Origin of the sequence: Micromonospora sp. NPDC049089 (assembly GCF_040648775.1) — a bacterium.
Taxonomy (GTDB): domain Bacteria; phylum Actinomycetota; class Actinomycetes; order Mycobacteriales; family Micromonosporaceae; genus Micromonospora.
Window position 1 is genome coordinate 22,416 of the sequence record NZ_JBEZEH010000045.1, and the last position, 13,695, is coordinate 36,110.

Annotated in this window: 12 protein-coding genes; 3 read left to right on the forward strand and 9 right to left on the reverse strand. The window is 70.2% G+C overall.

The genetic code is table 11. From position 1 onward, the window contains the following. Positions 1–12: 12 nt before the first annotated feature. The 4 genes from AB0B48_RS10830 to AB0B48_RS10845 form a co-directional block, all read right to left on the reverse strand. On the reverse strand, positions 13–1,470 hold the full coding sequence (locus tag AB0B48_RS10830) for an O-antigen ligase family protein (protein WP_357199018.1): 1,458 nt from the start codon (positions 1,468–1,470) through the stop codon (positions 13–15). 180 nt (positions 1,471–1,650) lie between these two features. Continuing rightward, positions 1,651–2,943: a glycosyltransferase family 4 protein gene (locus AB0B48_RS10835; protein WP_357199020.1), complete on the reverse strand. Its 1,293-nt coding sequence runs from the start codon at positions 2,941–2,943 to the stop codon at positions 1,651–1,653. Between the two features lie 247 nt (positions 2,944–3,190). Continuing rightward, a complete protein-coding gene (gene katG / locus AB0B48_RS10840) occupies positions 3,191–5,467 on the reverse strand; it encodes a catalase/peroxidase HPI (protein ID WP_357199023.1) in 2,277 nt (758 codons plus the stop codon). Further along, the gene (locus AB0B48_RS10845) at positions 5,464–5,919 is read right to left on the reverse strand and encodes a Fur family transcriptional regulator (protein WP_354969622.1); all 456 of its coding nucleotides are present in this window, start codon (positions 5,917–5,919) and stop codon (positions 5,464–5,466) included. The genes katG and AB0B48_RS10845 overlap by 4 nt, the downstream gene beginning before the upstream one ends. Positions 5,920–6,116: 197 nt before the next feature. On the opposite strand from AB0B48_RS10845, the gene AB0B48_RS10850 reads away from it, so the two are divergent. From AB0B48_RS10850 to AB0B48_RS10860, 3 genes are all read left to right on the forward strand, one after another. Beyond that, positions 6,117–6,524: a YciI family protein gene (locus AB0B48_RS10850; RefSeq protein WP_355008594.1), complete on the forward strand. Its 408-nt coding sequence runs from the start codon at positions 6,117–6,119 to the stop codon at positions 6,522–6,524. 8 nt (positions 6,525–6,532) lie between these two features. Next, positions 6,533–7,678, forward strand: coding sequence for a DUF6596 domain-containing protein (locus tag AB0B48_RS10855; RefSeq protein WP_357199046.1), 1,146 nt, complete (start codon positions 6,533–6,535; stop codon positions 7,676–7,678). 419 nt (positions 7,679–8,097) lie between these two features. Continuing rightward, complete coding sequence (locus AB0B48_RS10860; RefSeq protein WP_357199027.1) at positions 8,098–9,123, forward strand: glycoside hydrolase family 11 protein; 1,026 nt, start codon at positions 8,098–8,100, stop codon at positions 9,121–9,123. Positions 9,124–9,188: 65 nt separating this feature from the next. Here the strand turns inward: AB0B48_RS10860 and AB0B48_RS10865 are convergent, their stop codons facing one another. The 5 genes from AB0B48_RS10865 to AB0B48_RS10885 form a co-directional block, all read right to left on the reverse strand. Next, positions 9,189–10,613 (reverse strand): protein kinase, encoded by a 1,425-nt coding sequence (locus tag AB0B48_RS10865; protein WP_357199030.1) that lies wholly within the window; start codon positions 10,611–10,613, stop codon positions 9,189–9,191. Positions 10,614–10,733: 120 nt separating this feature from the next. Beyond that, positions 10,734–11,627, reverse strand: coding sequence for an SGNH/GDSL hydrolase family protein (locus tag AB0B48_RS10870; protein WP_357199033.1), 894 nt, complete (start codon positions 11,625–11,627; stop codon positions 10,734–10,736). Between the two features lie 123 nt (positions 11,628–11,750). Continuing rightward, the gene (locus tag AB0B48_RS10875; protein ID WP_357199036.1) at positions 11,751–12,425 is read right to left on the reverse strand and encodes a hypothetical protein; all 675 of its coding nucleotides are present in this window, start codon (positions 12,423–12,425) and stop codon (positions 11,751–11,753) included. 77 nt (positions 12,426–12,502) lie between these two features. Then, positions 12,503–13,117 carry a dihydrofolate reductase family protein gene (locus AB0B48_RS10880; RefSeq protein ID WP_357199038.1) on the reverse strand — a complete coding sequence of 205 codons (615 nt, stop codon included), beginning with the start codon at positions 13,115–13,117 and terminating at the stop codon, positions 12,503–12,505. 257 nt (positions 13,118–13,374) lie between these two features. Continuing rightward, positions 13,375–13,695, reverse strand: a 321-nt coding sequence (locus AB0B48_RS10885) for a non-reducing end alpha-L-arabinofuranosidase family hydrolase (RefSeq protein WP_357199043.1), incomplete at its 5' end; no start/stop codon positions are given.

Consider the following 13,695-nt stretch of genomic DNA (forward strand, 5'->3'; position numbering starts at 1 on the left):
GCTGTCGTTCAGTCAAACCGGGACGGACGTGCCTCGTGGCTGCTCGCCGGTCAGGTTCGGAGCCGGTTGGCGGGCGATCACGCTGGCCGCCGCGGCGAACGCGACGAAGTACCAGAGAGTGACCACGTTGGAAATGACGTTGGAGGCGGCGCTGACCGCCACGAACGCGGCGGCGCAGCCGGTGAACCCGACCGCGACGCCGCGCTCGAAGCTGCCCGGAGGCGCGCGCCGCAGCGCGGTCCGGGCGGTGTGCACAAGGGCGAACAGCATCAGCAGGTACGCCCCGAGACCGAGCAGCCCGGTCTCCACGTACGCCCGCAGGAAGTCGTTGTGCGGCTTCTTCGCCTCGTCGGTCTCCCGCTGGGTCATGTTCGGCCCGATGCCGGTCACCGGGTTCCGGTCGGCGAGTGTGACGATCTCGGTCCAGTAGCCGATCCGCCAGGCCAGGGTGTTTCCGGTCGGGTCTCCGCCGACAGCGCGGGACGTGCCGAGTTGGGCGAAGCGTTCGCCGACGGCGGGCACCAGTGCCACCCCGGCGACCGCCACCACGCAGAGGGTGACCAGCATCCGCTTGCTGCGATGCAGCGCGGCGACCACCACCAGGCCGATCGCCGCACCGAGCAGGGCGCTGCGGGTGTTGGTGAGCAGCAGGAACAGCAGCGAGAGCGCGAGCAGCACCCCGAGGGACGCCCGCAGGCGACGATCGAGGAAGCGGTACACCGCGAACCCGAAGATCACCATGAACATCAGGTAGCGGCCGAACGTGGTCGACTGGCTGAACGTGCCGCTGATGCGAGTGAAGTCGCCCTTCACCTCGGCCGGCGGGTTGCCGAGCAGCGACAGCACGACTGTGTAGCCCAGCGCCAGCACCAGCGAGGCGTAGCAGGCGAGCAGGACCCGACGGATCGCCGCGGTGTCCGGCATGAGCTGTTCCAGCACCACGAACATCACCACCACGGTGAGGATCCGCAGCGCCTCCAACAGGCTGTTCGCCGGCCGGCTGGCACCGAGGGCGCTGACCAGGCTGCTGGCACCGACGAGCAGCATGGCCCAGCTGAGCGGGGAGCCGCGTAGCCGCCCGTGCCGGCTGAGCTGCGCGGCCAGCCAGAGCCCGGCGGCGAGGAGGAACAGCACGGCGAGCAGGGTGGAGGGGTCCACCGCCCGGGCCGTCCCGCCGGATTCGGCCTGGCCGGCGCTCGGGCCGGTCAGCTTGAACAGGTCGACGCAGGAGCGCACCGCGAGCATCAGCAGCACGTACCCGGCGAACCGGGTCAGCGCGAGGACGGCCACCGCGATCCCCACGACCGCCGCGAGCGGCAGCACCATCCCCCTGCGGTCACCGGCCGCCATGGAGACACCCGCGACCACCGCCACGACCGCGGCGGCCAGCGCCGCCGCGCCGGTGAGCAGGCGGGTCGGGTCGAGCCGCCTGGTCATGAGCGGAGTGACCTGCTGAGTGTGTTGTTCCACTGATCCCACTGAACTGAATCGACGCTGCTCGGCCGCTGCCGGGCGCGGCCAACCGATGTCCTCCCGGCACAAGATCGGTTCAATCTAGTCCTGTCACCTCGACGGCAGAAGGGGCCGTTGCACCGACTGCCCCGTCCCCCGGGGGGCTGATCCGACACTGCCCCGGCTGACACCGCCCGGTCAGTCGACGGTCCCCGTGGGTCGTGCCCTGGCCCGCCGGCCCGGCTCCGGGGCCAGCCTTAGATAGAGCTGCTCCAACTCGCGGGCGGCAGTATCCCAGCTGTACCTGCTGGTGATCTGCTCGCCCAGCGCCACCGCGCCGGCCCGTTCAGCCGGCAGGTTGGTGAGCAGCGACGTCAACACCCGGACCAGGTCGTCCTCGTCGCCGTCGCGGAACAACCGCCCGCCGGCGGTGTCGGCCTTGAGCACCTCGACGTGCGGCGCGATGTCGCTGGCGACCACCGGCAGCCCGTACGCGGCCGCCTCCAGCAACGTCAACGGCAGTCCCTCCAACCGGGACGGTTGAACGAAGCCGGCAGCTCCGGCGTACAGCTCGGCGAGCAGGTCGTCGTAGGCGAACCCGGTGAAGACGATCCGGTCGTCCGCCCCGGCTTCCCGGCGCAGCCGGTCCACGAAGTCGTCGGTGAACGACGACCCGCCGACGATCGCCAGGCGCATCGGGGTCTCGGTCCGGCGGAAGGCCCGGATCAGCAGGTCGGCCGCCTTTTCCGGCACCAGCCGACCGACCAGCAGCAGGTAGCCGCCGGGGGTCAGCCCGAACCGGTCCTGGATCTGACGGGTACGCGCCGGTCGGGCCGGGTTCACGCCGTTCGGGATGTAGGTCGTCGGGCGGCCGAACCGGGCGCCGTAGTGGGCGGCGAGCCCCTGGGAGACCGCTACCCGCTGGTGCGGGACGTACCCGCTGAACCAGTGGGCGCTGCCCAGCACGGCCCGCGCGGCGAGCCCCCACTTGCCCCGCTGGTTGTCCAGCCCGTGCACCGTCAACACCACGCGCGCCCGGGACAGGGCACGCGGAAGTGGGGCGACCAGGGCCGGCCCGAGCCCGTGGTAGTGCACGATGTCGGGCCGCGCGGCCATCGCCGCCATGGTCGAGGTCGCCGCGTGCACGATGGCGTCGAGGTGCTTGCTCGCTATCGTGTGGGTCTGGCGCAGCCGTACGCCCCGGTAGCCGTCTGCGGGCGTCTCGCCGTAGCTCCGGCGGCAGTAGACGGTGACCTCGTGGCCGTAGCTGGCGAGCCGGCTGGCCATCTCCTCCACGTGCCGTTCGATCCCGCCGTAGGTCGCCGGTATCCCCTTCTGACCGATCATCGCGATCCGCAGCGGACGCCAGGCGACTGCTGTGTCGGCGACGCCCGCTCGGGACCGCCCGGCGGAGACCACCCGTTGCCGGGGTATCGCAGGGCTTTCGGCGTGCTGGTCCACGTCCTCGGCCTGCAGGTCGGGATGGGCCACGTTGACTCCCTGCGTGACTAGGTCCGCGCCCGCCGCCCGGGGCAGGGTCAACACCTTGCCATGGATGGGCCCGTCCGCCACCTGATCAATGAGACAGGAAAATCATCCATGGGATTCGCCGCAAAGGGAATGGCACCGGGGGTGACATCGAGGTGACCGGCGCTGGTGCCGCGTCGAACGGCACGCGAACAGGGACGAGCCCCGGTCGATCACGTGCTGATCGGCCGGGGCTCGTCGGTGGTACCTGTCAGGCGAGATCGAACCGGTCGAGCTCCATGACCTTGGTCCAGGCGGCCACGAAGTCGGCGACGAACTTGTCGCGGGCGTCCTGGCTGGCGTAGACCTCGGCGAGGGCGCGCAGCTGCGAGTTGGACCCGAAGATGAGGTCGACCGCGGTGGCGGTCCACTTCACCTCATCGGTGGCCAGGTCGCGGATCTCGTACACGTGCTCGTCGGACTTCGACGCGCTCCACCGGGTGCCCGGGGAGAGCAGGTTGGCGAAGAAGTCGTTGGTGAGCACGCCCGGCCGGTCGGTCAGCACACCGTGCTGGCTGCCGCCGACGTTGGCGCCGAGGGAGCGCAGACCGCCGATGAGGACGGTCATCTCGGGCGCGGTCAGGTTGAGCATGTAGGCCCGGTCGATGAGCAGCACCTCCGGCTGGGTCTTCTCGCCGGGACGCAGGTAGTTGCGGAACCCGTCGGCGCGCGGCTCCATGACCCGGAACGACTCAGTGTCGGTCTGCTCCTGGGTCGCGTCGGTGCGGCCCGCCCGGAACGGAACGGTCACCTCGACGCCGGCGTCCCGCGCAGCCTTCTCGACGGCTGCCGAACCGGCCAGCACGATCAGGTCGGCGATGGAGATCTTCGCGCCGCCGGCCTCGTTGAACTCCCGCTGGATGCCCTCGAGGGTGGTCAGGACGGTCGCGAGCTGCTCCGGCTGGTTGACCTCCCAGTTGCGCTGCGGCTCGAGACGGATCCGCGCGCCGTTGGCGCCACCGCGCTTGTCGGTGTGCCGGAAGCTCGCGGCGGACGCCCAGGCGGTGGAGACCAGCTGGTCGATCGTGAGACCCGACTCCAGGACCTTCGCCTTGAGTGCGGCGATGTCGGCGTCGCCCACCAGCTCGTGGTCGACGGCCGGCACCGGGTCCTGCCAGAGCTGCGGCTCTGCCACCCACGGCCCGAGGAAACGCTCGATCGGGCCCATGTCGCGGTGCAGCAGCTTGTACCACGCCTTGGCGAAGGCCAGCGCGAACTGGTCGGGGTTCTCCAGGAAGCGGCGGGAGATCTTCTCGTACGCCGGGTCGACGCGCAGCGACAGGTCCGTCGTGAGCATCGTCGGCCGGTGCTTCTTCGCCGGGTCGAAGGGGTCCGGGATGATCGCCTCGGCGTCCTTGGCGACCCACTGCTTCGCACCGCCGGGGCTGGTGGTGAGCTCCCACTCGTAGCCGAAGAGGATCTCGAAGAAGCGGTTGCTCCACTGCGTCGGCACGTCGGTCCACGTCACCTCGAGACCACTGGTGATCGTGTCGGCGCCCTTGCCGCTGCCGTGGGTGCTCAGCCAACCCAGGCCCTGCGCCTCCAGCGGCGCGCCCTCGGGCTCCGGACCCACGTGGTTGTCGGCGACGCCGGCACCGTGGGTCTTACCGAAGGTGTGACCACCGGCGATGAGGGCGACGGTCTCCTCGTCGTTCATCGCCATCCGGCCGAAGGTCTCGCGGATGAAGTGCGCCGCCGCAAGCGGGTCCGCGTTGCCGCGGGGGCCCTCCGGGTTGACGTAGATGAGACCCATCTCGGTCGAGCCGACGCCGGCCGCCATCTCCTTCTCGGAGGCGTAGCGCTCGTCTCCCAGCCAGGTGTCCTCCGGACCCCAGAAGATCTCCTCGGGCTCCCACACGTCCTCGCGACCGAAACCGAAGCCGAAGGTCTTGAAGCCCATCGACTCCAGGGCGACGTTGCCGGCGAGCACGATCAGGTCGGCCCAGGAGATCTTCTGGCCGTACTTCTGCTTGACCGGCCAGAGCAGCCGGCGGGCCTTGTCCAGGTTGGCGTTGTCCGGCCAACTGTTGAGCGGAGCGAAACGCTGACCACCGTCGCCGGCGCCACCGCGACCGTCCTCGATGCGGTACGTGCCGGCGGAGTGCCAGCTCATCCGGATCATCAGGCCGCCGTAGTGGCCGAAGTCGGCCGGCCACCAGTCCTGCGAGGTGGTGAGCACCTCGACGATGTCGCGCTTGAGGGCCTCGACGTCGAGCTTGGCGAACTCCCTGGCGTAGCTGAAGTTCTCGCCCAGCGGGTTGCCCTTGTTCGAGTGGGCGTGCAGCACCGAGAGGTCGAGCTGGTTGGGCCACCAGTCCCGGTTGGTGCGCGGACGACCACCGGTCTTCGGGGTCGGCGAGTCGATCGCCGGGTTCTCACTCTCGCTGCCGTGCGCGGTCACCGAGTCGTGCGCGACCGGGCAGCCGGCCGCTGCCTTCTGGTCCACGCCCTGCGCACTGACGGGGCCGTTGTCCTGGGTGTCGCTCATGTACTTCCTTCCGAGCTTGCGGATCTCTGGGGCGTGCGTTCGGTCGCGCAGTCGGGACAGGTGCCCCAATAGACGACCTCCGCCTCGTCGACCACGAAACCGTGGTCGCCTGAGGCGGTGAGACAGGGAGCGTGGCCGACGGCACAGTCGACGTCGGCGATGGCGCCGCAGGAGCGGCACACGACATGGTGGTGATTGTCCGAGATCCGGGACTCGTATCGGGCTGTCGCCCCGGCCGGCTGGATGCGCCGCACCAGCCCGGCGTCGGTGAGCACCCGCAGCACGTCGTACACCGCCTGGTGGGAGACCGTCGGGTGGTCCGCGCGGACCAGCGCGATCACCGCGTCGGTGCCGACGTGCGGGTGGTCACGCAGCGCCGCGAGCACCGCCAACCGGGGCCGGGTCACGCGCAACGAGACAGCCCGTAGCTGCGCCTCGAAGTCGGACATCACCCGACGAACACTAGCTCACTATTTTGGAACGAATCAAGTTTTGCGCCGCCCGAGGTGCCTCAACGGCGGACGATTCACCCGAGGTTAACCTGCGGGAGGAAGAAATTCGGACAGCCGTGTCGAGAAGCGCCGAGCGGCTCCGTCCCCGGAGTGAACGTGACCACGATGGGTCGCAGCCAACACCAAGGAGCACCACGATGGCCAAGTACCTGCTGCTCAAGCACTACCGGGGCGGCCCGGCCGGGGTGAACGACGTGCCGATGGACCAGTGGACCCCGGCGGAGATCTCGGCCCACATGCAGTACATGCGCGACTTCGCGGCCCGACTCGAGGGAACCGGCGAGTTCGTCGACGGTCAGGCACTCGCCCCGGAGGGAGCGTGGGTCCGGTACGACGGCGAGGGCCGCCCGCCGGTCACCGACGGCCCGTTCGCCGAGACCAAGGATCTCATCGCCGGCTGGATGGTGATCGACGTCGACAGCTACGACCGGGCTGTCGAGCTGGCCGGGGAGTTGTCGGCCGCGCCCGGGGCGGGCGGGAAGCCGATCCACGAGTGGCTGGAGCTGCGCCCGTTCCTGAGCGAGCCCCCCACCATCACGGAGTGACGACTCCGATGGACGAGACGCTGCTGCGCAACCTCACGCCGAGCGTCCTCGGGATCCTCGTCCGCCGCGGAATCGACTTCGCGGCGGCCGAGGACGCCGTGCAGGACGCCCTGGTCGACGCGGTCCGGGTCTGGCCGGCCGACCCGCCGCGCGACCCGAAGGGGTGGCTGACCACCGTGGCGTGGCGACGGTTCCTCGACGCGGCCCGAGCCGACACCGCTCGCCGCCGGCGCGAGGATCTCGTCGAGGAGGAGCCGGAGCCGGGGCCCACCCCCACCGCAGACGACACGCTCCAGCTCTACTTCCTGTGCGCCCACCCGTCGCTCACGCCGTCGTCCGCTGTCGCGCTCACGCTGCGCGCTGTCGGCGGACTGACCACCCGGCAGATCGCCCACGCCTACCTGGTGCCCGAGGCGACCATGGCGCAACGCATCAGCAGGGCCAAGCGCACCATCTCCGGGCTGCGGTTCGACCGGCCCGGTGACGTCGCCACCGTCCTGCGCGTCCTCTACCTGGTCTTCAACGAGGGCTACTCCGGTGACGTGGACCTCGCCGCCGAGGCCATCCGGCTCACCCGGCAGCTCGCGAACGCGATCAACCACCCCGAGGTAGCGGGGCTGCTCGCCCTCATGCTGTTGCACCACGCCCGGCGCGCCGCCCGGACCGCCCCCGACGGCAGCCTGGTACCGCTCGCCGAGCAGGACCGCAGCCGTTGGGACACCCGGTCGATCGCCGAGGGCGTCGCGATTCTCCAGGCGGCCCTGGCCCGCGACCAACTGGGTGAGTTCCAGGCCCAGGCGGCCATCGCGGCGCTGCACGCGGACGCCCCCACCGCCGCGGAGACCGACTGGGTGCAGATCGTGCAGTGGTACGACGAACTGGTGCGCCTGACCGGGAACCCGGTCGTCAGACTCAACCGCGCGGTGGCGGTCGGTGAGGCCGACGGTCCCAGGGCCGGCCTGACGGCGCTCGCGGCGGTGGACGACGCGCTGCCCCGGTACACGGCGGTGGCGGCGTACCTGAACGAGCGTGACGGCGACCTGGCAACGGCGGCGCGGCTGTACGCCGAGGCTGCCCAGCAGGCCCCCAACCTCGCCGAACGCGACCATCTGACCCGCCAGGCCGCCCGGCTCAACGACCTACGTCGTCGCTGACCCCTCGGGCAACGCGTGTCGTTGGCCAAGGCCGGGGCACCCGGTCCGGAAAGTCTCCGGAACTTTCGGCGGACCCATCCCGGCCGATGTTCGGCTGTTGGGACGCCGCGACGACCGCCCTGACCTCTGATCCACTACTGACCTGGATGGATGCCGCTCCGGGACTGGCGGCGGTGTTGCTGCTCTGTTTCCGGAAGTTGTTGACAAGTCGACGGCCGGGTTAATACGGTCGCCATCGACGACGTTCGATTGTCGTCAGCACCAGCCACCACGCCCCACTTCTCCGATCGTCGTGCAGGACGACCGGCCCCACCACCACCGAGCGGTACGACGCCGTGGCCGTCACCCGACCACCGGCAGCCTGCCGAGGCGTACCGCGCCGCTGGCCCCCGCCAGCCGTCAGAGGAGGCAACAGTTCCATGACCGACACCAGCCACACCAAACCGAGAGGCCGCGCCCGTATGCGGCTGCTCCTGGGCGCCGCGTGCGCCGCCGTCGTGGCCGTCGCCGGCACGATGACGGCCACCAACGCGTACGCCGAGGCCGACCGGACCCTCACGTCGAACCTCACCGGCACGCACAACGGGTACTACTTCTCGTTCTGGAAGGACAGCGGCAACGCCAGCATGACGCTGCGCGCCGATGGCCGATACACCAGCAGTTGGGACAGGAGCACCAACAACTGGGTCGGCGGCAAGGGTTGGGCCACCGGCACCCGGCGGACGGTCACCTACTCGGGCAGCTACAACCCGGGCAACAACAACACCTACCTCGCCCTGTACGGATGGACGCGCAACCCGCTCATCGAGTACTACGTGGTGGAGAACTTCGGCAGCTACAACCCCAGCAGCGGCGCCACCCGGATGGGCACTGTCACCACTGACGGCGGCACCTACGACATCCTCCGCAGCCAGCGGGTCAACGCCCCGTCGATCGACGGCAACCAGACGTTCTACCAGTTCTGGAGCGTCCGCCAGCAGAAGCGCTCGAGTGGCACCATCACCACCGCCAACCACTTCGACGCCTGGGCCCGGGCCGGCCTGAACCTCGGCACCAATCACAGCTACCAGGTCATGGCCACCGAGGGTTACCAGAGCCAGGGAAGCTCCGACATCACCGTGCGGGAGGGCAGCGGCGGGAACCCGACGACCACTCCGCCCACCACCGGCAACCCGGGGAACGGCAACTGCAACGCGACGATCTCCGCCGGCCAGCAGTGGGGTGACCGGTTCAACCTCAACGTCGCCGTCAGCGGCACCAACAACTGGGTGGTCAGCCTCGGCCTCGGTGGCGGCCAGAGCATCCAGAACAGTTGGAACGCCTCCGTCAGCGGCAGCAGCGGCACCGTCACCGCGAGGCCGAACGGCAACGGCAACAACTTCGGGATCACGGTCATGGCCAACGGCAACTGGAACTGGCCGACGATCACCTGCAGCACCGGCTGACCCGATCGACTCCTGACCCACACTGCTGGCGTGGCGGCCTCGGCCGTCACGCCAGCAGTGTGTCACTAGACCTCCGGCGCCGCGTTCTCGTCCGCGGCCGGCGCCCCCGGGGACGGCTTCTTCGTCGGCTCCGTGGCCGGCTCCTCCTCGCTCTCCTCGGACGCTGTCGCGGTCGGTGCCGCCGTCGTCCCACCCGTCGGGGCTGCCGTCGGCTCCGCTGGCGGGCTCTCGGACGAGGTGGGCTCGGGCGCGCCCCCGGTGCTCTCGCCGGAGGGCGTTGGCTGGCCGACCGGCCCGGCACCCGCCGAAACGCCTGCCGTCGGGGTCGGGGAGCCAGGCGCGCGGACCGGCAGACCCCCGGAACCGCGGGTAGCCGGCTCTCCGCCGCCCACGCCCAGGTCGGGCTCGCGCTGCGAAGGGCCCGTCGGCGACACCGCTGGCGGCGTCGACGGCCCGTCGGTCGGGCCCGTCATCATCCCGATGGGATCGGCGAACACCAGAACGGCTGCTGCGGCGGCCATCGATCCGAGAACCACAGCGAGCACCTTGGGCCCAGGGCCGCCCGAGCGCTTCGCCGCACCGCCGACGACCGACCGCTGAATTTCGGTGCGTTCGACCGCCGCCCCGACCGGCGCTCCGACAGCCGTCCGCAGCTGATCGGACGGATCCGCGAGCCCCTGGGCCGCCGCGGCCATTGTCGCCGCCGTCGGGAAGCGACGGGTGGGGTCCTTGGCCATCGCGGTGGCGACCAACCGCTGGACCGCCTCCGGAACGTCCTCGGGCAGTGGCGACGGCTCCTCTTCGAGATGACGCAACACCACCGCTATCGCGTTCTCGCCCTCGTGCGGGGGCCTGCCGGCAAGACAGTGGTAGACGACCGCTCCCAGCGCGTAGATGTCGATCGCCGACGTCGTCTCGCTCCTGGTGACCTGCTCGGGCGCCATGTAGAGGGCGGTGCCGACGACCTGGTTCGTCCCGGTGAGGCTCGCCGCCTCCTGGGTCACCGCGACGCCGAAGTCGACGAGTACGACGTGCCCGTCCGGCTCGATGATCAGGTTGCTGGGCTTGACGTCCCGGTGCACGACGCCGGCGTCGTGCGCGGCCTGGAGCGCGCGGGCGGTCTGCGCGGCGATCGACATCGTCTCGGCCACACCCAGCCGGCCCATCTCGGCGATCCGCTCCGACAGGGGCTGCCCCTGCACGCACTCCATGACGATGTACGCGAGCACCGGCGCGTCGGGCTGGGACACCTCACCGTAGTCGTAGACCTGCGCGACACCCGGGTGACGCAGGGCCGCCATCGCCCGGGCCTCGCGACGGAACCGTTCGCCGAAGCCGGGATCGGTGACCAGCCGAGGTCGCAGCATCTTGATCGCGACGCGGCGGTCCAGGGTTTCGTCGACCGCCCGCCAGACATCGCCCATTCCACCGCTGGCGATGCTCTCGAGCAGACGGTAACGGTCCCCGACGACTTCCCCCACGATCGGCATGACATCGTCGGTACCCCGGACTGCCCGATCCCAAGCACCACGACGTCGGCCGAGCCCGGTGTCCCCACGAAGCGGCCCCGCCGCTTCCGACGGGGCCGCTTCGACTGTTCGGCGGTCTGATCAGCTGTTCAGCCTGGCGATCAGGGCGGTGGCCATGCCCTGCTCACCTCGGGCGTTGGGGTGGAACGGCGCGGCCGAGTTCTGCGGCACCAGACCCTCGACCCACCGGGTGCCGCTGCTCTTGCACGCGTCACGGCCGATCGACGGGGTGTAGACGTCGGCGTAGGTGGCGCCGTTGGCGCTCGCGACGCTGGCCAGCATCGCGTTGAGCGACTTCTCCACGCCACGCAGGTACGGCACGTCCTGGTAGGCGATCGGAACGACCGGCCAGCAGCCGTAACCGCTGTCGGGCAAAATCGCCGGATAGCCGAGCACCACGACCCGCGCGCCCGGCGCGGCCTGCCGGACCGCCTGGAGCACGGCGGTGATCTTCGGTGTGGCGGCGACGATCCGCGCCTGCAACTGGTCGACGCCTCCGGCGGTGTACCGGTTCTTGCACGGAGATCCGAGAGGGCTGCTGACGCTCGCCTCCGCGCAGTCGCCGATGATGCCGGCGAAGCCGATGTCGTTGCCGCCGATCTGCACCGTCACCAGCGAGGTGTTCGAGGTGACCGCGTTGAGCTGCGGTGGCGTCGTGATGCCCAGTTGGCCGCTACCGCCGTAGAGGATGTCGTCAGTGGTGGCGCCGGAGCAGCTCACGTCGGCGAACGACGACGAACCGGCGGACGCCGCCACCAGCGACGGGTAGTTGCGGTTGGACCGTAGGCAGTTGAGGTCGACCTGGGTGGGGATCAGCGGGCCTGCGGTGTACGAGTCGCCCAGCGCTACGTAGCGGCCGGTGGGCACGGCGGCGCTGGCGGGGGTGGCGACGGTGAGCAGCACGCCGGCGGTGGCGAGGGCGAGTGCGGCCAACCGGGTGGCTGCCCGCAGGAGGGGCAGGCGGGGACGGGTCATGGCGCCTCCCAGGAGGGAATCAGGGGTGGTGGTGCCCGAGATCCTGTCGCCGCCGAGGCCGCGCGTCAATATCGATGGGCCTCACTAAACATCTGCCCGAAGTGTGGGATGGAACGATGGCGGTCAATTCAGTGGCGCATACCACCGGGCACCGGTGACCTTGATCCGCCGGGACTGCTTGCGGTTCCACTCCACCTGCATGCCGTGCTTGCGCAGCACCGGGAACGCGACCTCGTCCAGCAGTCGTTCCAGGTCGGCCTGGTAGCTGGCCTGCTGCTCGGCCTCCGACAGGCCCGCGTAGGCGGCCTCGTCGAAGTCGGCCGGCGGATAGACGCCGTAGCCGAGGTAGACCTCGCCGTCCTCGCTCGCGAGCAGGGACTCGGTGTCCTGCTGGTGGTACCAGAGAAAGCCGCGCCAGTGCCGTGAGTCGTCCCGCTCGTCGTCGATCTCGGCGCTCGCGCAGGTGCCACAACAGCTGAAGTTCTCCCGGGCCAACACCCCCAGCCCGTTGAGCTCGACGAAGGCACGGGTGAGGTTGCCACGCACCTCACCCCACTCGCGCTGCTGCTCCCGCCGAACCGCCAACGCCGTCTCGTGTGCCGCCCTGAGCTCATCGTCAGTCGCGCCGCAGCGCTCGTCGTCGTCGTCGAAGAAGTCGACGAACTCGTCCGCGTCGCTCTCACCACGCACCACCCAGGCCCACAGCTCGTCCTCGATGGCGGTGCGGCCCGGCTCGGGGATCCGATCGCTGAGGAACCTGACGCTGGCAGGGCGATCGTTGTACGTCCACTGAGTCACGCCGAGATCTTCACATGGGCCTGTGACGGCCTCGGTCGGAGAACGGCCGGCGCGGCGGCCGTCCCCGCAAGCGCGCCCTAGTTTCCGGCTGGCACCTGGTCCGTGACCTCGTCGTAGCCGACCGGCGTCGGCGCCGGGCCCGGCGCGTAGATCACGCGAAGGACACCCGTCGGGAACGCTTCCGTTGCCAGCAGTCGCAGGTGGTACGCCGCGTCACCCTCGTCGAACAGCCTGCGGCCCTTGCGCGCGGCCACCGGATGCACCAGCAGACGCAGCTCGTCGACCAGGCCGGCGGCGAGCAGTTGCTGCACGACGGAGATCGACCCGGGGATGAGAACCCCGCGCACCCCGGCGTCGGCCTTGAGCGCGGTGACGGCGTCGAGGAGATCCCCGTCGATCAGCTCGGAGTTGCGCCAGGAGAACTCCAGCGGCTGACGCGAGGCGACGACCTTGCGCATGTCGCCGAGTTGCTTGGCGAACGGTGCGTCCTCGCCACCGGCGGCCTCACGGTCCGGCCAGGCCCCGGCGAAGCTGTCGTACGTCTCGCGGCCGATGAGCAGCACGTTGGCGGCGTCGTAGTCCTCGGTGACGGCGCGGCCCATGTTCTCGTCGAAGTACGGGAAGTGCCAGTCAGGGTCGATCTCGGCCACACCATCGGCCGAGATGAACAGCGTGGAGATGACCTTTGCCATCGCGGAGGTCCCTTCGAGTCGGGTGACGTCGGTAGGTCGACCGGCGCATCGTCCCAAACTCGTCAGCCACAGCCCGCCCCGCTGGCGCGTGTCGTGTCCCGTCTTTGTCAGCCCGACGTCTTGGGAACGATCCAATGCCAGGTTTCCGGAGACGCGGGGACGCCAGAGGATCAATCGCGCCCGGCGTGGTGCGGGGCGGGCTCGCTGTGACGCCGAGCCCGCCCCGTTCCAGGTCGGTCGAGCGCGATCGAAGCGGGTCAGCGCTGCAGGGTCAGCAGACCCGGCCGGTACGGCAGCAGGCCGTAGTCGCCGCCGGAGCTGGGGGAACGACCCTGGTAGAGCAGTTGCAGGTTGCAGGCGTCGACCGTCATGGTCTGGTCGGCGTTGGTGCGCAGCAGCTCACCGTGGCTGATGTCGTTCGTCCAGGTGGCACCGCTGTTGGCCTTACCCGCGAACGGGTTGCTCTCGCTGGTGGCCTGCGGCGTCCACGACCCACCCAGGCTGCTGGCCGTGAACGAACGGAAGTAGCGCCCGTTCGCGCCGATCGCCTCGACGATCATGAGGTACTTGTTCAGGCC